Annotated in this window: 17 protein-coding genes and 1 riboswitch; of the genes, 11 read left to right on the plus strand and 6 right to left on the minus strand. The window is 71.5% G+C overall.

The window, feature by feature from the left end; all coding sequences use genetic code 11:
- The first annotated feature begins 238 nt into the window (after positions 1–238).
- Both ACZ6Z8_RS12525 and ACZ6Z8_RS12530 read left to right on the plus strand, forming a co-directional pair.
- Positions 239–1,129: an SDR family NAD(P)-dependent oxidoreductase gene (locus ACZ6Z8_RS12525; protein WP_465608868.1), complete on the plus strand. Its 891-nt coding sequence runs from the start codon at positions 239–241 to the stop codon at positions 1,127–1,129.
- A gap of 67 nt (positions 1,130–1,196) precedes the next feature.
- Positions 1,197–1,778, plus strand: a complete 582-nt coding sequence (locus tag ACZ6Z8_RS12530; protein WP_465608870.1) for a TetR/AcrR family transcriptional regulator — start codon at positions 1,197–1,199, stop codon at positions 1,776–1,778.
- A gap of 15 nt (positions 1,779–1,793) precedes the next feature.
- Here the strand turns inward: ACZ6Z8_RS12530 and ACZ6Z8_RS12535 are convergent, their stop codons facing one another.
- The 3 genes from ACZ6Z8_RS12535 to ACZ6Z8_RS12545 all read right to left on the minus strand — a co-directional run bounded on the left by ACZ6Z8_RS12535 (position 1,794) and on the right by ACZ6Z8_RS12545 (position 5,461).
- Positions 1,794–2,111, minus strand: coding sequence for a hypothetical protein (locus tag ACZ6Z8_RS12535; RefSeq protein WP_465608871.1), 318 nt, complete (start codon positions 2,109–2,111; stop codon positions 1,794–1,796).
- Between the two features lie 401 nt (positions 2,112–2,512).
- Positions 2,513–4,060: an MDR family MFS transporter gene (locus ACZ6Z8_RS12540; RefSeq protein WP_465608873.1), complete on the minus strand. Its 1,548-nt coding sequence runs from the start codon at positions 4,058–4,060 to the stop codon at positions 2,513–2,515.
- Between the two features lie 195 nt (positions 4,061–4,255).
- Positions 4,256–5,461 (minus strand): amidohydrolase family protein, encoded by a 1,206-nt coding sequence (locus tag ACZ6Z8_RS12545; protein WP_465608875.1) that lies wholly within the window; start codon positions 5,459–5,461, stop codon positions 4,256–4,258.
- A gap of 318 nt (positions 5,462–5,779) precedes the next feature.
- Between ACZ6Z8_RS12545 and ACZ6Z8_RS12550 the strand changes: the two genes are divergently transcribed.
- The gene (locus ACZ6Z8_RS12550) at positions 5,780–6,499 is read left to right on the plus strand and encodes a TetR/AcrR family transcriptional regulator (protein ID WP_465608877.1); all 720 of its coding nucleotides are present in this window, start codon (positions 5,780–5,782) and stop codon (positions 6,497–6,499) included.
- 410 nt (positions 6,500–6,909) lie between these two features.
- Positions 6,910–7,224: a hypothetical protein gene (locus ACZ6Z8_RS12555; protein WP_465608879.1), complete on the plus strand. Its 315-nt coding sequence runs from the start codon at positions 6,910–6,912 to the stop codon at positions 7,222–7,224.
- Positions 7,225–7,476: 252 nt separating this feature from the next.
- Here ACZ6Z8_RS12555 and ACZ6Z8_RS12560 read toward each other — a convergent pair whose 3' ends face one another.
- Positions 7,477–8,205, minus strand: coding sequence for a TetR/AcrR family transcriptional regulator (locus tag ACZ6Z8_RS12560; RefSeq protein ID WP_465608881.1), 729 nt, complete (start codon positions 8,203–8,205; stop codon positions 7,477–7,479).
- An 89-nt stretch (positions 8,206–8,294) separates the two neighbouring features.
- On the opposite strand from ACZ6Z8_RS12560, the gene ACZ6Z8_RS12565 reads away from it, so the two are divergent.
- The 4 genes from ACZ6Z8_RS12565 to ACZ6Z8_RS12580 all read left to right on the plus strand — a co-directional run bounded on the left by ACZ6Z8_RS12565 (position 8,295) and on the right by ACZ6Z8_RS12580 (position 13,566).
- Positions 8,295–9,155, plus strand: coding sequence for an SDR family oxidoreductase (locus ACZ6Z8_RS12565; RefSeq protein WP_465608883.1), 861 nt, complete (start codon positions 8,295–8,297; stop codon positions 9,153–9,155).
- A gap of 552 nt (positions 9,156–9,707) precedes the next feature.
- Positions 9,708–10,634 (plus strand): hypothetical protein, encoded by a 927-nt coding sequence (locus ACZ6Z8_RS12570; RefSeq protein ID WP_465608885.1) that lies wholly within the window; start codon positions 9,708–9,710, stop codon positions 10,632–10,634.
- Between the two features lie 590 nt (positions 10,635–11,224).
- Positions 11,225–11,393: riboswitch (cyclic di-AMP (ydaO/yuaA leader) on the plus strand.
- A gap of 2 nt (positions 11,394–11,395) precedes the next feature.
- Entirely contained in the window at positions 11,396–12,310 is a 915-nt protein-coding gene (locus tag ACZ6Z8_RS12575; protein ID WP_465608886.1) for a CAP domain-containing protein, read from the plus strand.
- 584 nt (positions 12,311–12,894) lie between these two features.
- Positions 12,895–13,566, plus strand: a complete 672-nt coding sequence (locus ACZ6Z8_RS12580; protein ID WP_465608888.1) for a DUF4232 domain-containing protein — start codon at positions 12,895–12,897, stop codon at positions 13,564–13,566.
- Positions 13,567–13,603: 37 nt separating this feature from the next.
- Here ACZ6Z8_RS12580 and ACZ6Z8_RS12585 read toward each other — a convergent pair whose 3' ends face one another.
- Together ACZ6Z8_RS12585 and ACZ6Z8_RS12590 are read right to left on the minus strand one after the other, a co-directional pair.
- On the minus strand, positions 13,604–14,068 hold the full coding sequence (locus ACZ6Z8_RS12585; RefSeq protein ID WP_465608890.1) for a hypothetical protein: 465 nt from the start codon (positions 14,066–14,068) through the stop codon (positions 13,604–13,606).
- A gap of 10 nt (positions 14,069–14,078) precedes the next feature.
- Positions 14,079–14,495: a DUF3052 family protein gene (locus ACZ6Z8_RS12590; RefSeq protein WP_465608892.1), complete on the minus strand. Its 417-nt coding sequence runs from the start codon at positions 14,493–14,495 to the stop codon at positions 14,079–14,081.
- Positions 14,496–15,129: 634 nt separating this feature from the next.
- Here ACZ6Z8_RS12590 and ACZ6Z8_RS12595 point away from each other — a divergent pair.
- The 3 genes from ACZ6Z8_RS12595 to ACZ6Z8_RS12605 all read left to right on the plus strand — a co-directional run bounded on the left by ACZ6Z8_RS12595 (position 15,130) and on the right by ACZ6Z8_RS12605 (position 17,607).
- Positions 15,130–15,897: a hypothetical protein gene (locus tag ACZ6Z8_RS12595; RefSeq protein ID WP_465608894.1), complete on the plus strand. Its 768-nt coding sequence runs from the start codon at positions 15,130–15,132 to the stop codon at positions 15,895–15,897.
- Entirely contained in the window at positions 15,894–16,901 is a 1,008-nt protein-coding gene (locus ACZ6Z8_RS12600; protein WP_465608896.1) for an IS701 family transposase, read from the plus strand. Before ACZ6Z8_RS12595 ends, ACZ6Z8_RS12600 begins: the two co-directional genes overlap by 4 nt.
- A 259-nt stretch (positions 16,902–17,160) precedes the next feature.
- Positions 17,161–17,607, plus strand: coding sequence for a hypothetical protein (locus tag ACZ6Z8_RS12605; protein ID WP_465608898.1), 447 nt, complete (start codon positions 17,161–17,163; stop codon positions 17,605–17,607).
- The last annotated feature ends 12 nt before the right edge of the window (positions 17,608–17,619 follow it).

Here is a 17,619-nt window from a genome sequence, read left to right on the forward strand (position 1 = left end):
TCCCCAGCTGCCCACTGGGGATGCCGGCCGGTGGATGTCTACGTCAGCCCGCGAGACGACCGTCGCTGCGGCAGCGCCGAACCGCCGCTCCTTGAGGGCTCCGGGGCCTGGTGCTCGCGGGGGCTTCGTCGCCGACGGCGGGGCCACATCTGTCGTCCACAAGCGGATGAGTCATCCAGTTGTGCTACCGTCGCCATTAAGCGGATGACTTATCCGAATCGCCGGACTGGAGGAACGCATGAGGAAGACAGCCGTGGTCACGGCCGGGACCGCCGGCATCGGCTTGGAGACGGCTCTGGGACTGGCTGCCGCCGGATTCTCGGTCACCGTGGTCGGGCGCAGTGCCGACCGGGGCGCCCGGGCGGTCGACCGGATCAACGCGGTGAATCCGACGCGGCCCGGTCGGTTCCTGCCCGCCGATCTCGGCTCGCTCGATGACGTGCGCGAGCTCGCCGGCCGGATAGCCGACGACCACGCCGCCTCAGGCGAACCGCTGACCGTGCTGGTGAACAACGTCGGAGCGATGTTCGCGGATCGACAGGAACTGGACGGGGTGGAGGCGTCGTTCGTCGTCAATCACCTTTCGCCGTACCTGCTGACGGAACTGCTGCTGCCCACGCTCACAGCCGGTGCCCCGAGCAGGATCGTGAACGTGACCTCGGGTGCTGTCGGTGTCGCCAAGCGGGTGTTCGACGCGGTCGAGCCGCCCGGCGGCTACTACGGCTTCCACTGGTACGGCCGCGCCAAGCTCGCGAACCTCGCCTACACGCTCGACCTGGCGTCGCGACTCGACGGCACGGGCGTCTCGGTCTTCGCCGCCGACCCCGGAGGCGCCGCGACCGACATGACCAACGGCACCCTGACCGACCCGAAGATCGTCTCACCGGCCCTGCGGCTGCTGTGGCCGCTGGTGCGCCGCAAGTTCGAACGCTCCACCGCGGGCCCGGCAGCCGAGGCCGCAAAGCCCTCCATCATCGCCGCCACCGACGAGTCCCTGGTGGGCCGGACCGGCATCGTCATCGGTGCCGCGGCACGCCCGGCGGCGCCAGTGCGCGCGGCCACCGACCCCCGCGTCGCCGAAGCCGTGCGCCGGCTCAGCCGGCAGTATGCGCCCCTCGTGGCGCCCTGACCCGCCAGACCCGGCCCGGCACGGATAGCGGGGCCATCCGGATGAGCCATCCGATTAGCATGTCCCCATGACGACGACTCCACTGCGCAAGGACGCGGCCCGCAACTGGAACCGGATCGTGGCCGTCGCCCGCGAGCTGGTCGACCAGGGCACGCCGTTGCAGCTCAACGATGTCGCCCGCCGCACCGGACTCGGAGTCGGCACCGTCTACCGCCACTTCGCCACGCCCGAGGCGCTCCTGGAGGCCGTCGCCACCCCCTGCCTGGAGGCCCTGGTCGCCCACGGCAGGCAGGCGGTGGCCGACACCGACGCCTGGCGGGCGCTGGAGAGCTTCCTGACCCGCACCGTCGAGGCGCAGGTCAGCGACGCCTCCCTGGCGCCGGTCACCGCCGCTTCCGTCGACGCCCTGCCGCGCACCACGGAACTCAAGGAGTCCCTGTGGTCGACCGGCACCACACTCCTCGACCGAGCCCGCGCGGCCGGGGCAGTCCGCCCCGACCTGGCCGCAGCTGATCTGGTCCCGCTCATGTGCGGCATCGCCCACGCCGTAGACGTACACGGCAGCGCCCCGGCAGACCGGATCGACACCGCGCACCGCTACCTGGCCGCATTGCTCGGCGGTCTGCGAGCCACACCGACGACGGCGTGAGATCCCCCTCCGCCCCTATCCCCAAAGCGGTACACCGATCGCCGACAGCACGGCCAGCAGCAGACATGCACCGGCGAGCGCCGCCACCGCATACACACAGCCGAGCCCGCCCTCCGCTTGCTCGCCCGACTCGGGCTGCGGAAGTGGCTCCGCCGCCGGCAGCGGCTGGGACAGGTGCTCCCTGAGGTGTTCCTCGGAGCAGTAGCTGAGGTAGAGCGTCCGCGCGCCGCTTCGGACGATCTCGACGTCGATCGTGTCCTCGCTGTCCGTGAACGCGTCACAGAAATCGCAGGGCAGTTGCGAGCAGCAGTCGTCCAGCTCGTCCTCGGTCAACGGTGTACCCAACATGCGCTGATCGTTTCACAGCCAGGGGTGACGACGTGTTGTACCCCTGAACTGGGCTTTAGCCCTCCTGAAGGGGCCGGCGGGCCGTGTCGCAGCGGGCGTGTTGCGTCCCTGCGCCCCGGCCGCGTCCGGCTACTCCCAGCGCATGCCCGGCTCGGTGAGCCGGGGGGAGCGGTGGTCGCGACAGGCCGGGAGTTCGTGCGAGCGGAACGGGCGCACGTCGCCCGGCAAAGCCCCGGGCTGGCGTGGGCCGTCATCCGGAGCGCCCTGCCACCGCCTCCCGCTCGCCGGAGCGCCCTGCCACCGCCTCCGGCTCGCCGGAGCGCCCTGCCACCGCCTCCGGCTCGCCGGAGCGCCCTGCCACCGCCTCCCCGCTGGCCGGGGCGGCGCTACTTCGCTGCCGTTTGCACCTTCGGCCCGGGGGCGGCGTGCACCCTTCCGGGCTCGCCGCGCAGCGGCACCTCCTGCACGAGGACCGCGGCGACGAGGCCGGCGGCCGCCACGATCGAGGCCACAAGGAAGATCTGGTGGGTGCCGTGCACAACCGCCCGCAGATAGGCGTCCTCAGCCACCCGCGGTAGGTGCGCCAGTGCCGTACCGCCCTCGGGTGCGCCGTCGGCCGGGGCGTGGCCTTGGACGGCTCGCGTGAACAGGGAGCCGAATACCGCGACGCCCAGGGAGCCGCCGAGCGTGCGGAACAGATGGGTGGAGGCCGAGGCGGCGCCGATGTCGCGGAGTTCGACGCTGTTCTGCGCGATGGTGTTGGCCATCTGCAGGGTGAATCCGGTGCCGATGCCGACCAGGACCATGTAGGCGCTGGTGACGGTTCGGGAGGTGTGGGTGTCCATCGAGGACAGCAGGGCCATGCCGATGGTGAGGGAGACCGCGCCGATGACGGGGAAGATCTTGTAGTGGCCGGTCCTGGTCATGACCTTGCCTGCGATGTTGGAGGCGATGACGGTGCCGATCATCATCGGCAGCAACAGCAGGCCGGAGTTGGTGGCGGAGGCGCCCTGCACGGTCTGCTGGTACAGCGGCAGATAGAGCGTGCCGCCGAACATGGCCACGCCCGCGACGACGAGCAGCACGGCGGCCAGCGGGAAGTTACGGCTGCCGGTGAAGATCCGAAGCGGCAGCAGCGGCTCGGTGGAGCACCGCTGGGCGGCGACGAAGGCCACGAGCAGCACCACGGTGGCCGCGGCGAGCGTGAGGATCTGCCACGAACCCCAGGCATACGTGCTGCCCGCCCAGGTGGCCGCCAACACGATGGTGCTGACCACGGCCGTCATCAAGGTGATGCCCAGCCAGTCGATGACGACCCTGCCACGCCGGGTGTGCGGGACGTGCAGCAGCAATTGGCACCACACGATGCAGATCAGCCCGATGGGCAGGTTGAGGTAGAAGGCCCAGCGCCAGCCGAGGTGGCCGGTGATGACGCCGCCCGCCAGCGGGCCGCCGATGCTGCCGACCGCCATGACGATGGCGACCATGCCCTGGTAACGGCCGCGTTCCCGAGGCGGCAGCAGGGCGCCGATCAGCGCGAAGGCACCCGCGCCGAGGCCGCCCGCGCCCACGCCCTGTAGGGCCCGGAAGATGATGAGCTCGTTCATCGTCGAGGCCATCCCGCAGAGTGCGGACGCGCTCAGGAAGACCGCTATGGAGGCCAGGAACACGGTCTTGCGGTGGTACAGGTCACCCAACTTGCCCCAGATCGGCGTCGAGCAGGCGGTGGTGAGGGTATAGGCCGCCACGACCCACGACATGTTGTCCACCCCGCCGATGTCGTTCACGATCGTGGGCATCGCGGTGCCCACGATCAGGCCGTCGAGCTGGGAGAGCAGCAGGGCCAGCATGATGCCGAGCAGCACCCAGCGGATGTTCTTGGGGACGACGGGCTCGGCGGCCCCTTCGAGTGGTGCGGAGTTGGCTGCGGTCATGGTGGACCGCTCCTTTCAGAACGCGGCGGGACGGGCTCGGTCAGATCGGGGCGGCATGGGTCCGTACAGTCATCCGACGGCCGCTGCGCTTCCCCAGAGGCGGTCGTTGCTTCCCCGGCTGTTGCTTCCCCCGGCTGTTGCTCCCCGGCTCGGGTCCCGCGCGCCCGCGAGGGACCCGAGCCGAAGCCGGCACGGCTAGTCGGCGGAGACGGTTCCACGGCGCCAGACCGCCCGAATGGACAGGCTGTCCTCGATGCGGGTCGTCGGATCGCCGTCCACCAGGACGAGGTCGGCGCGTGCCCCGGGGGCGATCCGACCGCGGTCGTCCAGGCCGAACCGCCGCGCCGGGACGGAGGTGGCAGCGCGCAGCGCTTGCAGAGGCGTCAGCCCGGCCCTGACCAGGAGTTGCAACTCGTGGTGCACGCTCGCGCCGTGCACCACCCCGCCGTGGGCGGGAACGGGGATGGAGGCGTCGGTCCCCGCGATGATGTCGACCCCTGCGCTGTGGAGGGCAGCCACGCTCTCCAGCACCTGGTCGAGCCTGCCCTCCGGGTACTTGCTGAACGTGCCGCGGAGCGTGGCCAGCCACTGCTGCGGCAGCTTGGCGCCCACCCGCGGATCGTCGGCCAGCGCCTGGCCGGTGCCTCCCATGACGGAGGAACTGATCACCAGGCACGGGGTGACGAAGATGCCGGCGTCGGCGATCGCCGAGACGATCTCCTCGGTGTGCGGCCGATCGATGAACAGATGCGCGAGCCCGTCGACTCCGACATCGATGGCCTGTTCGGTGGCAGCCAGCGTCATCGCGTGCGCGATCACCTTCTTTCCCAGCAGATGCGCCTCTGCCACACCCGCCTTGAGCGCCTCGGCACTGATCATGGGCAGCCCGGGGTGGCCCATCACGGTGCCCTCTTCGATCATGACCTTGATGTAGTCGGCCCCCTGGGCGACCATCGCCCGGACGTGGGCCACAGCCTCGGTCGGGGTCGAGACCGACGGCGGCGTCCAACCGCCCCCGCCCGGCCGGTGCTCGGCCAACTCGGCGATCAGCTCGTGGGGATGGCCGTCCTTCGCCATCAGGCCCAGCAGAGCGGAGCGCACGTCGGCGATGCCGTCGTCCTCGTCGATCTCCTCGCGTTGCTGCGGCGTCCAGTAGCCCTGCATCTCAAGCTCCGTCGTCACACCGAAGGCGCGCGCGAGCCGCAGTCCTTCCAGCGACGTGTGGACGTGGCCGTCGATCAGGCCGGGCAGCAGTGTCCCGCCCTGGCCGTCGACGACTTCCGCCCCTCCCGGGGGCTGCTGTCCGACAGAAACGATCTTGGATCCCTCGATACCCACCATGCGTTCGGAGCGAACATGTTCGCCATCGAAGATTCGGACATTTGCAATGAAAGCGGACATAAAAACCTCCGTTTTTGGCATGTGCACCCAGGCTCGTTCAGGTCGAACCTTGTCCGACCTCGCCCGGCCGCCTCGCTCCAGGGGGCGACCATCTTTCGAGGGCGCTGATATGGCGATGGTAACGAATCTGTTCGTTACGAACAAGTTCGTTCGCTGGGTCGTGAGACCCTTTCCCGGGGGTCCACCTCGTAGAGCTTGGTCGCGATCACACTGCGTCATGGGTGAGCCCGGTCTGGTGCAAGGAAGCGACCCCCTGGTGGCGGCTTGGTGCGCCAGAGGCTGCTTGGAGCCTGCGAACGTGTTCGTTAAACTGATCGCATGACAGCACCTACCGCCCCGCGCAGCCGCCGGGAGCGCCCCGCCAAGCCCGCACTGAGCCGCGCCGGGATCGTGGCGACCTCGGTCACGCTCATGAAGAGCGAAGGACTGGAGCGGCTGACGATGCGCCGCCTGGCCCAGGAACTCGACACCGGGCCGGCCTCGCTGTACGTGTACTTCCGCAACACGGCCGAACTGCACGCCGCGGTCCTCGACGAGCTGCTCGGCGAAGTCGACCTCACTCCCGTGACGGACGACGGCCCCTGGCGCGAGCGTCTCATCGACATCCTCACCTCCTACATCCAGGTCCTCTACGAGCACCCGAGCCTGGCCCGCTCCGCCCTGGTCGCCCGCCCGAGAGGCGAGCACTACCTCGCCTTGCTGGAAGGGCTGTTGGCGGTTCTCGAGTCCGGTGGCGTCAAGGGTGAACGCGCCGCCTGGGGCGTTGACCTCCTGCTGCAGTTCGCCACCACAGCTGCCGCCGAGCACGGAACGCGGCACCAGGCACCGGACGCCCAGGAGGAGTGGGCGGCCTTCACCCAGGCCCTGCGCTCAGCCTCACCCGAGCGCTACCCCAACCTGGCAGCGACATCTGACGACCTGTTCACCGGCAGCCCACGCGAACGCCGCAGCTGGATCTTCCAGGTCCTCCTCAACGGCATCCTCACCGCGCCCGCCCCAGCCGCCGGGATGCCGAGCACGCCGCGAGCATCTGGGTGAGTCGGACGACGGTGTCGATGGCTGCTGATGGCCGACCCCTGCGGCGTGCCGGATCTCGTTCGGGAAGGGGCACCGGGTTGCTCGCACGAGCCAGTTCTCCCACGCGCGCCCGGGGGTTCCGGAGAACCTGCGATCATCATCCGCACGGCGTGTGACGTGTGCGGGAGCGCTGTCGTCCTGCTCGGGCGCTGTCGTCCTGCTCGGGCGGGGTTGTGCGGGGCGGCGTAGGGGTGTGTTCGGCGGCGTGCGGTCGGTGGGGTGCGGCCCCCTTTTCGGGTGAACGGGCGGGCGCCGCCGGGGCGCTGGGCCGGGCGCGGGTAAGTCGGCCACCGGGAGTGGCAGGGCGCCGGGCGGCCGGGGCCTTCGCCGTTTCCGCCCCCACCACCCATGCCCTGTACGGGAGGTTCCCCATGCGTCTGCGTCCGCGCGCGGCCCTCGTGGTCACCGCCGCCCTGATCGCCCTGTCCCTCGTCGACGCCCCGTCCGCCTCGGCCGCCCCCGGTCTCGTGATCGCGATCGGCTCCAGCGGTGCCATGCCGGTCGAGAACCCGCAGGCCGGCGAGTGCTACCCCGGCACCGGCCCCGGCACCACGATCACCAACGCGACCAGCGGCACCATCCTGCTGTTCCCCGACGACAACTGCCAGGGCCCCGCCTCCGACTCCCTGGGACCGTTCGAAACCCTCAGGAACACGGACGTGGGCAGCTTCCGCGCCCTGGACTGACACTCCCAGCAAGGAGCCGGCGCCGCCGTCTTCGATGTCGGAGATGAGCTTGGTGCTCAGGTCGCTCTGGATCGCGAGTCGGGTGTGGCCGGCGTCGGGGCCGGTGCCCCAGGTGAGGGTGACGGTGGTGTACACGTGTCCGGCGCCCGAGTCGTGGTAGGCCACCTCCCAATGGGTGGGGACGTCCTGGGCGCGCAGGACGCCGTCGGCGTGGTTGGCCTCCTCCCAGGCGGAGGGCCGCCTGACGTGCGATCAGGCATGCGGCGCGCCACCGTCCGCCGCCAGGCGCGTGAGCCACTCACGCAGCAGGCGCTGCTCGGCGTCGCTCAGGACATCGGCGTCGTCGGGGAGGGCGGCGCGCAGGGCGCGGGCCGCTGCGGCGGGACCGGACTCCGCGGCGGGGAGCGCCGGCTCAGCGCGGGTGACGGCTGCGACCATGGACTCGCGCAGGACGGTCAACAGTGCCGGATTGCGGCGGTCCGCGGGGGTGGAATGCCAGGTGGTGACCGCGCCCTGGCCGGTTGCCTGGATGATCTGGGCGGCCAGCTCCTCGTCGACCCGCAGCCACCCCCCGGCCGCCAGCCGACGCACCCGCCCATGGAGGATCTCCAGGCCCGCGCGGTGCGCTACGTCCGATCCCCGGCCGGTGGCCCGGTTCATCACCGCGAACAACTCGGGCCGGGAGACCCCGAACTCGACCACCATGTCCCAGCCGCGGCGCAGCTCCTCCACCGGGTCCTGCGGGTCGGGGTCGAGCTGCGCGCGCTTTCTCTCCAGGAACTGCGCGTAACCGTGCTCGGCGACGGCCTCGAGAAGCCCGTCCTTGTCGCCGAAGAGGCGGTAGATCGCCGGCGGCTGCATCCCGGCCGCGGCGGCGACCGCGCGGGTGCTCACCGCGTCAGGGCCGCCGTTCTCCAGCAGCTGGACGGCCGCCTCGACGATGCGGTGCCGAGGGCTGTCGGTGGAGTCGCGCATAGCCATGAACCGATGATACCGAGGATTTGGTTCCACCGGAATTTCCAGTGTTACCGTTGAAGTGATTCCACTGGAACCAGGGTCGGGAGTACCCAATGATCATCGTGACCGGAGCCACCGGAAAGCTCGGCCGCCGCACCGTCGAGCGCCTCCTGGAGCGCGTCCCCGCCGACCGCGTCGGCGTCAGCGTCCGCGATCCCCGCAAGGCCCAGGACCTCGCCGACCGCGGCGTCCGCGTCCGCCAGGGCAGCTTCGACGACCCCGCCTCGCTCGTGCACTCCTTCGAGGGCGCCGAGCAACTGCTCCTCGTCTCCCTCGACCGCACGGGCCAGGAGTGCGTCGCCGGCCACCGCACCGCCATCGACGCCGCCGTGCAGGCCGGCGTCGGACGCATCCTCTACACCAGCCAGATGGGCGCCGCCCACGACGCCCGGTTCCAGGCATGCCGCGACCACGCCCAGACCGAGGACCTGCTGCGCGCCACCGGCCTGCCCTGGACCGCGCTGCGCAACGGCTTCTACGCCTCCAGCGCCCTGCAGTTCCTGGAGTCCGCCCGCCACACCGGCGACATCGCCCTCCCCGCCGACGGCCCCGTCGCCTGGACCGGCCACGACGACCTCGCCGAGGCCACCGCGGTGATCCTCGCCGAGGAGGCCCTCTTCGAGGGGCCCACCCCGCCGCTCACCGGCCCGGCTGCGCTCGACTTCGACACCGTCGCCGAGATCGCGTCCCAGGCCACCGGCCGGCCCTTCACCCGCACCGTCATCCCCGACGACGCCTTCCGCGAGCAGGTCCTGGCGCACGGCGCCCCGGCCCCGATCGCCGACCTCATGCTGAGCATCTTCGCCGCGGCGCGGAACGGCGAGTTCACCGCTGTCGACTCGACGCTGGCCGAGCTGATCGGGCGAGAGCCCGCCACCTTCCGTACCCACCTGGAGCGTGCCTGGGCCGAATAGATCCAGTGGGGCGCGCAGACGGCCCCGGCCTGACTTGCCGCCCACAAGGCTCGTCCTCTGTCGCCCGAGGACGTCGATCACCAGATCGGCGGCCTCGGGCACAAACAGGCTCCCCATCTGATCCCGAACGATCCCAGCGGGTTCCCGTGCCCACCCCCATGCCTGGCTGACCATCCACGGCAGACGCCCGGCCGCCTGCCCCTCAACACGTCTGGACGGCTTCGGCCGTCCCCTCCGGTATGCGCACAGTGAACCTGCTCCTGCGGCGATGCGGGCGTGTGCCCAGCGCCACCGCCGCGACGTCGCCGACTGCGCCCGGGAGGCCGCCCACCGGGCCGTGCGCACCACCGTGCAGCAGTCGGCCGGGTCCCGCAGGGCGGGTTTGGCCTTTGGGCGGGTGATGTCCCGTGGTTCTCGGGCGGGCCGGAGTCGCGGTGTGCGACACCGGGAGCTCGTAGCGGGTTGGCGAGGGCCCGGGCGCAGCCGCTGAACCATATGCCCCTTTGTGGCGTCTTCTGCCCCGGTACCCATCCCGATCAAGGAGATCCCACTGTGAAGGTCCACCCCGTTACCGCTCTGTTCCCGGTGCTCGGCCCCGACGAACTCCTCGACCTCGCCCAGGACATCGAGAGCAACGGCTTGACCGAGCCCGTCATCCTGGACGCCGACGGCGTCCTCCTGGACGGCCGCGGACGACTCGCCGCCTGCGAACTGGCCGACGTCGAACCCCGCTTCACCACCTATCAGGGCGACGATCCGGTCTGCCTGATCGTGTCCGCCAACCGCCACCGCCCGAACACCACCGCGAGCCAGCACGCCATGATCGCCGCGATGGCACGCTCACTGTCCCCGGGCTCACTCCCGTCCGACACCGCCCGCTGCGGCATCAACGTCACCCGGCTGTCCATCGCCACCACCGTGCTCGAACACGCCCCCGACCTCGCCGAACAGGTCCGCATCGGCACCCTCGCCCTCAACGCCGCCTACACCGCCGTCCGCAGACGCAAGGCTGACGCCAAGGCCCTCCTCGCCCAGCACGCACGACTGCGCCAGCACGCCCCCGACCTCGCCGAGCAGGTCATCGCCGGCCACCTCGCCGTCACCGACGCCACCGCGGTCCTCGACTCCCGACAGGAGGAGGAACACCTCCGCCGGCGCGTCGAGGAGATCGACGCCATCCGCCTCGCCGACGGCGACACCACGCCGGCCTTCGCCCGGACCGCCGAAGCGGGCGATGTCGACTGGCGCCACGCCCATCAGATGGCCGAGCAGTACCTCGCCCAGCGCCACGACGCCATCCGCCACGTCCAGCACAGCCTGGCCGGCATCGCGGAACTCTGGAGCGCCGTCCAGGATCTCGCCCACCACCCTCGGAGCCCCTACGCCCGGGAAATCCTCAAGGGCCTCACCGGCCCGGCGCGCACCCTCGCCCACCGCCTCATCGCTCTCGAAACCGCTTGCGCGACAGGCACGGCCTGATCTGCACCCCCGCCGCCGTTACGGCTGAGACAGGTCCGGAAGTCTTCTGCGGCGGCGGAGAGATGACCCGCCGCCGCTGCCTGCGCATACTCCAACGCGCTCCGACGGACCCCGGGTGCCGCATCTGGCCGGCGGCTCCGCGCCCATCCGGGGCCTGGCCGCTGACCGGCTCAGCGCCGCTCCACCCGGCTCCGGGTGCGCGCCCACCGACCTGGACGGGCCAGGGCCCGAGTTGCCGTGCAAGAGGCGGAGACCGCAGGAACGCCGCGCGGCCGTCCATGCGGGCCGTGTCAACGCGAACCCGGGTAGGACCGTGGCCCAGCGGGCGACCTCGCCCGACTGCGCCCCAGCCCTTCCCGGGACGGCGGCCGTCGCGACCGGCATCGACGGTCAGGAGAATTGTCCGATTAGGACATTATGCGATGTTATATAAGCCAATATGGCATTCCGTCAGTTCTTGGTTGGATGTCCATGTGATCTGCATGATACGAACTTGTGTATTCGGGGTCGGTCTGCCTAGCGTTCGGGCTGTTCGCACCTGCGGACCCTGCCGCCGGGACGCCGAGTCCTGTCCACCGGTCGGCCGGACGTCGAGCAGTGCACCGGGCAGGAGCGGGGGAACCAGGTAGTTCGCCGCGCCCTGCTCGGCCCGTTCACGGACGAGATGGGTGTGGCTAGGGGTGAAGCCGCTACGCGCGGCCGGGCTACCTCACGGCCCGAACCCGACAGCTCACCTCGCAGGCGTCGCAGAGGGACGCCCCATGCTGAATTCAGGTACCGGCCGGCATCGCCGTGCGCGCCGGAGACACACCCCGCGTCTGGCCGCCACCGCCGGGATCGCCGGCGCCGGCCTCATGCTGCCGCTGCTGAGCGCGAGCGGAGCCTCCGCCGCGCCCGGCTCCCACCCGCACGCGAGCCACGCCGGCTGGCAGGAGCACCACCAGTACCGGCACCAGAGCGACTCCGACAATCAGCACCGCCACCAGGCCGGCCCACCCTCCGCTCCGGCCGCGCCCGACGCCTCGCACGCCTCGCCGTCGCCGTCCGCCCCGGCCTCCCACGCCCCGGAATCCGCGGCCGCGCGCCCCGGCGGCGAGTCCCAGGGCTCCCATCCGGCGTGGCCCTCTGCTCCGACCCCGGCCCCGGCGTCCCACACGTCCGCGCCGTCGTCCCCGTCCGCCCCGGTCACGCACGCCCCCGCCCCCGCCCCCGCGGCCGCCCCCGCCACCCCGGCCGCGCTGACCGGTTCGAACTCGGACGCCGTGCAGCAGGTCCTCAATCTGATCAACCGGGCGCGGGCCGCGCAGGGTCTGCCCGCCTACACCATCACGTCGGGGCTGACCAGCAGCGCCGAGGCCCACAACCAGACGATGGCCGGCGGCTGCGGCATGTCCCACCAATGCCCGGGCGAGGCCGAGTTGGGGGCACGGGAGACGGCTGCGGGCGTCCAGTGGAACGCCGCCGGGGAGAACATAGGCTACGGCAGCGGGGTCTCCACCTCGGCCCAGGACATCGCCGCCCTGGCGGTCAGCCTGACCCAGGACATGCTGAACGAGACGCCGCCGGACGACGGCCACCGCAAGAACATCCTCAGCAGCGAATTCACCCACATCGGCATCGCCGTCCACCGGGATGCCAGCGGAACCGTCTGGCTCACCCAGGACTTCTCCAACTGACCCGTCCGTCAAGGACGTAGGCCGAGGCCGGACCGACCCCGTCCGGCCGGTTCGGCCGCCTCCGTCCCGCGGGCACCCGGCCCGTGGGACGGAGGCGGCCGGAGGATCAGGACCGGATGTCGAGCGCGCCCACCGGGCGGCCGGCCCAGATCGCCCGGGCGGCCACAGCCGGAAGGAGTCCCCCGTTCGGACGCCGTCCTGGCTGTCGTGTGGGTCATGACTCACCGCGTGCGGTACACCGTCGAGGCGAAGACGGCGATCGACGCGCTGCCCGCTGAGCGTCGTGCTCTCCTGCCTCCCGCGCCCCGTGGCCCCCGGCCTGACCGGCCCCGCCGGACCGGCCCCGCCGGACCGGACGACCGCCGCACCCCCGGGGTCAGAGGGAGTAGCCGCTGGGCCGCAGGGTGGTCGCCGGCCCCAGCGCCGCACGCACGGCCTCGTCCGGGTCCATGATGGCTGGGACTTCCCGATCCCGTCACCGTCCTGTCACAGCAGGCCGTCGGCGCAACCGCCGCCGCGACGGCGGTGTGTACCGGGCAGGTACCAGCGCCGGATCGGCACCGCTCAATCCTTCGGAGGACGTCATGCACGGCAGCAAGCAGTACGGAACGAAGGCCCGGAGAGCCGTGGTCGCCGTGGTCTCGGCCGCCGCAGCGGCCCTGGTGGTCACGGCGTGCGGGCCTGCGAACGACGAGCCCGCCGCCGCACCGACCGCGCCGTCCGCCGCGCCCGAGGCTCCCACCAAGGGCAGCACGCCCTCCGCGGCACCGGCCACGGCAGTCGCTTCGCCCGGCGGAACCGCCACCGCCGCGGCGCCGACCTGCGCGGCCGGCGACCTGAAGGCGGACGCCCACCAGGCCAAGCAGCGGCCCGACGGCACGGGGATCGGGGCAGCGATCGTCGCGTTCACCAACGCCTCCGCACACCCGTGCACGCTCCAGGGCTTCCCGACGGTGGCCGGGGCGGCAAACGGATCTCCGGAGCACAACGCCCCGCTCGCGGTGACCCACAGCGGCTCCGCCGCCCCGGTCCACCTGGCCCCGGGCGGCAAGGCCTGGGTGAAGCTCACCTTCGTCCAGGTCCAGGGCGAGTCCGACGGCTACTGCGTCTCCGGGGCGAAGCCGGTCGCCTACCCCACCCTCGTGCTGGGCCTGCCGGGCGCGGGGGCCCACCAAGTGGCCCTGGACGACGGCCTCTTCGCCGAGTGCGACAACAAGGTGACCACCACCGCACTGCTGGCCACCAGCCCCTCCTGACGAACACCGCCCGACCAGGTCCCCGGCCGGGGCCCCGTCAGCCCCGGCTGAACACGCCGCCGTTGAGGTCGTAGAGCCGCTCGGCCTGCGCCGGGTCGGTGTGGTGCCAGAGACGGTCCCAGCCCGGGAACCGGTCGTCCTTGGGAGTCATCGACCAGTCGATGAAGCCGGGCGCGTCGTCGGCCTCCGCCAGCGCCGCCCACAAGTCGTGGTCCCGGCAGACGAATCCGTGCTGGAGGGCCTCGCCGATCGCCTCCAGCGTCCCGGTCCGGAAGAGGACGCCGCTGTCCCCGCGGTGGAACTGCCACCACTCGGCCCGCACGTGTCCGTCCTCGTCGCGGACCTCGAAGCACCGCAGGACCAGTCCCTCCTTGGCAAGGACTTCGAACGTCGGGTAGTCGTCCAGGTCGTAGGAGGAGGCGTAGTAGATCGCCTGGGTGCGCCGGTGTCCCACCAGCCGGTCGACCGGCGGAAGGCCGACGTCAACGAATCGAAGCTTCACGGCCGGGATGCTAGCGCCCGTCGGAGGTGAGGCAGCAGCCGTCCCAGTGCTCCGCGACGCCGGTGGTCCAGCTCCGGGACAGACCCCTGGCCCGGGCGGCGGTCTCGATGACGCCCGGCTGGACGTGGCCGGCCCGGCCGGCCTTGGGGGTGAGCAGCCAGATCATGCCGCGCTCTCCCAACAGGTCGAGCGCGTATCCGAGCATGGAGGCGAGGTCATCGTCGTCCTCGTCGCGGAACCAGAAGATCACGGCGTCGGCCAGACCGTCCCAGTCCAGGTCGAGGAGGTCCTGGCTGGCGATCACGTCGACACTGTCGTGCAGGCCCTGGTCGATGTCGTCGTCGTAGCCGACCTCCCGCACGACCATGCCGTGCTCGAACCCGAGCCGCAGAGCGCGCTCGGCGAGCTCCTCCTTCGGTACCGCCATCGTGTGCCGTCCCCTCCCGTCCCGGGACGCCGACCGCCCCGCACACGAGTAGCCAATCGCACACCTGTGACAACGGCGGCGTGCCCTGTCCAGGGAGTGGAATTCCGCCCGCGGCAAGCGGCGCGCGCGACACCGTGATCCTTCAACCGGAGACCGACGACCTCGCCGGCTCCGCCCTGGCGCCCTCAACGCCGTGCACCTGGACGGCCGCTGGTCCCGCCTGGACGCCCGGGGCAACCGGAGGGCGTGGACGCACAGTACGACCTGCAGACGGAACGCCTCGCCTGGCCTGTCCGCCCGGAACTCGGCGAGCGCGACTACCCGGCATCTTCGCCACTTCGCCGGCCCCGGTACTCCAGGCGCTCGCCCAGGCGGTGCCCGGCCGGACCGGCCACGGCTACCTGCCGAGCGGACTCCCCGGGACGACGATCCAGCCCGAGCCATCCGTGCTTCGCCTCTCCACCCGATCGGTGCTGCCAGTGCCGCCGGAGCCGCCGGTGCTGCCAGTGCCGCCGGTGCAGCCGGAGCGGCCGGCCTGCGGCCCCGGCCATTGTCCGCAGGTGGCAGGACAGCCCTGCGGAGCACCCGGCACCACCCCGATCGTGAAACCCGGACGCCTGTCACACTGTGCGGCATGACTGAGCCCGAACCTCATGCCCCGTCGCAGCTCTCCGAGGCACTGCACCGCAGGCTGGAGCGGATCGAGCGGCTCCTGGAGCCGGCGGAGCCCGAGGAGCCGCAGCGTCCGGCGTGGCGTTCGGTCACTCTCGGTGAGCAGCGCTGGGCGGTCTCGGTGGCCATCCTGGTCGCGGTGGGCCTGCAGCTGGCCCTGCCGATCCGTCTGACCATCCATCCGCACTGGATGCTGCCCACCCTGGAGGTGGCGCTGCTGGTGGCCTTGGTGGTGCTCAACCCGCACAAGCGCATCGACCAGACGTCGCGGTTGCTGCGCTTGCTGAGCCTGGCCCTGGTGGCGGTGATCAGCCTGGCCAACGGCTGGTCGGCGGTGAAGCTGGTGCGCGACCTGATCCACACGTCCGCCTCGCCGGGCGCCCTGGCTCTGCTCGGTACCGGCGGCGCGGTCTGGGCGACCAACATCATCGCCTTCTCGCTGTGGTACTGGGAGTGGGACCGGGGCGGCCCTGCGGCCCGTGCCCAGGGGGTGAGGTCGTACCCGGACTTCCTCTTCCCGCAGATGCAGCAGGAGGGCATCGCGGAGCCGGGCTGGGAGCCGTCCTACCCGGACTACCTGTACGTGGCGTTCACCAACGCCTGCGCGTTCAGTCCGACGGACACCATGCCGCTGTCGGTCTGGGCGAAGCTGCTGATGATGACGCAGTCGGCGGTGTCGCTGATCACGGTGGTGCTCGTGGTGGCGAGGGCGGTCGGCATCCTGCAGTGAGGGCCCCCGGGACCCGGCTCGTCACCGGCCCTGGCCCTCCCTGGCCCTCCCTGGCCCTGCCCCTGCCCCGGACCGATGACGAGTTCGGTCAGCCCCGGCCGCTTCGATCCGCTCGGGCGGCAGTTCGGTCGCGGAAGCGGTCGAACTGCCAGGTGGGGGTGAGCCTGCACGCGGCCTCCGACACCACGTCCGTGCCCATCTCCTGGCGCCTGTTCGTGCCCGCCGAGTGGCAGGACGACACCGAACGCCGGACGCGGACAGTCATGCCCGAGGAGATCGGGCACCGCGAGAAGTGGCGCTTGGCCCTGGGCCTGATCGACGAGGCGATCACCTGGGGTCTGGAGCCGAAGGTGATCGTCGCCGACGCCGGCTGCGGCCAGATCACCGCGTTCCGCCAGGGCCTGGCGGAACGCGGGCTGGACTTCGTCGTGGCCGTCCGCTCGGACGAGTCCGCACACCCGCACGACGCGGTGCCCACCGCCCCGGCCTGGAACGGGAACGGCCCAAACCCGCCTCGCGCTACCGGACCAAGCCCGGCTCGCTGCAGGCCCTGGCCATCGCCAGTGGACGCAAGGCCTTCCGCCAGTCCACGTGGCGTCCGTTCGAAAGGCCCGATGCGCTCCCGATTCCGGGTGCTCACGGTGCGGCCGGCGGGTGTCGCGGCCCGCACCCACGCCATGGCCCAGGCCGGCGGGGCGGGCACCTGGGACGGCGTCCTGCCCGAGGCCACACTGCTCTGTGAGTGGCCCACCGGCGAGAAGGCGCCCACCGAGTCCTGGCTCACCAGCCTGCCCGCCGACAGTCCGACCCGCCACCTCGTCCGCCTGGCCAAGATGCGCCGGCGCATCGAGCACGACTACCGCGAGATGAAGCACGGCCTGGGGCTGGACCACTTCGAGGGCCGCACCTGGCGCGGCTGGCACCACCACGTCACCCTCGTCACCGCCGCCCACGCCTTCCTCACCCTCCGCCGACTCGACCCAGAAGTCCGAGCACCGGCCTGACCCTCTACCAGGTCCTCGACCGGCTCCAGGGCCTGCTGAGCTGCTGGACCGGTGTCTGCCGCACCTGCCAACGCCCGCTTCCCTCAAGAAAATCCACAAACCGCACCCGACAGGCCGCCCCAGCCTAACGAAGTACTACTCGGGGTTCGGCAAAGGTGTAGATCAGTTGTACCCTTGTCGAACTCTTGACTTACTTGACGAAATCTTTGCCGACGGGGGTGCCGGAGCAGCGTGCCGGCACGGAGGGGGAGCGAGCGACATGTCTGATCGGGCGACCGCGTTCGACCGGATGATGAATCCTTGGGCCTACGACGCGGACGGGAACCTGACCGCCCAGGCCCGCGCCCAGGAGGCGGCCCGCACCCAGATCAACTCGACCTCGGCGTCGGGCGGCGGAGGCGGGGGCGGGGGCGGGGGCGGCTTCAACGCCGACCCCAACGCGCTCACTACCGCGGGGAACAACTCCGACCAGATCCACGCCCGCCTCAACACCGACGGCCGCGGCGCCGACGAGGCCACCGCCAAGGTCTCCACCGCGCTCGCCAACTGGAGCACCGGCAAGGCCGCCGCGGGCGCCGCCGGCACCTGGGACCAGTGCGTCGCCGCGCTCGGCGGCACCATCGGGCAGACCACCCAGGCGCTGCGCGCCACCGCCACCAACTACCGCCAGAACGAGTCGGCCGTCCGGCACGGCCTCGGCGCCTGAGAGGAGAGCTGC

Source organism: Kitasatospora sp. NPDC101108 (assembly GCF_055584725.1).

Bases quoted from the DNA above. Each gene is read 5' to 3' on its own strand.
- ACZ6Z8_RS12590 (WP_465608892.1), bottom strand. From the start codon at position 14,495: ATGGCGGTACCGAAGGAGGAGCTCGCCGAGCGCGCTCTGCGGCTCGGG.
- ACZ6Z8_RS12550 (WP_465608877.1), top strand. From the start codon at position 5,780: ATGACAGCACCTACCGCCCCGCGCAGCCGCCGGGAGCGCCCCGCCAAG.
- ACZ6Z8_RS12565 (WP_465608883.1), top strand. From the start codon at position 8,295: ATGATCATCGTGACCGGAGCCACCGGAAAGCTCGGCCGCCGCACCGTC.
- ACZ6Z8_RS12545 (WP_465608875.1), bottom strand. From the start codon at position 5,461: ATGTCCGCTTTCATTGCAAATGTCCGAATCTTCGATGGCGAACATGTT.
- ACZ6Z8_RS12580 (WP_465608888.1), top strand. From the start codon at position 12,895: ATGCACGGCAGCAAGCAGTACGGAACGAAGGCCCGGAGAGCCGTGGTC.
- ACZ6Z8_RS12575 (WP_465608886.1), top strand. From the start codon at position 11,396: ATGCTGAATTCAGGTACCGGCCGGCATCGCCGTGCGCGCCGGAGACAC.
- ACZ6Z8_RS12605 (WP_465608898.1), top strand. From the start codon at position 17,161: ATGTCTGATCGGGCGACCGCGTTCGACCGGATGATGAATCCTTGGGCC.
- ACZ6Z8_RS12560 (WP_465608881.1), bottom strand. From the start codon at position 8,205: ATGGCTATGCGCGACTCCACCGACAGCCCTCGGCACCGCATCGTCGAG.
- ACZ6Z8_RS12595 (WP_465608894.1), top strand. From the start codon at position 15,130: ATGACTGAGCCCGAACCTCATGCCCCGTCGCAGCTCTCCGAGGCACTG.
- ACZ6Z8_RS12555 (WP_465608879.1), top strand. From the start codon at position 6,910: ATGCGTCTGCGTCCGCGCGCGGCCCTCGTGGTCACCGCCGCCCTGATC.
- ACZ6Z8_RS12530 (WP_465608870.1), top strand. From the start codon at position 1,197: ATGACGACGACTCCACTGCGCAAGGACGCGGCCCGCAACTGGAACCGG.
- ACZ6Z8_RS12525 (WP_465608868.1), top strand. From the start codon at position 239: ATGAGGAAGACAGCCGTGGTCACGGCCGGGACCGCCGGCATCGGCTTG.
- ACZ6Z8_RS12540 (WP_465608873.1), bottom strand. From the start codon at position 4,060: ATGACCGCAGCCAACTCCGCACCACTCGAAGGGGCCGCCGAGCCCGTC.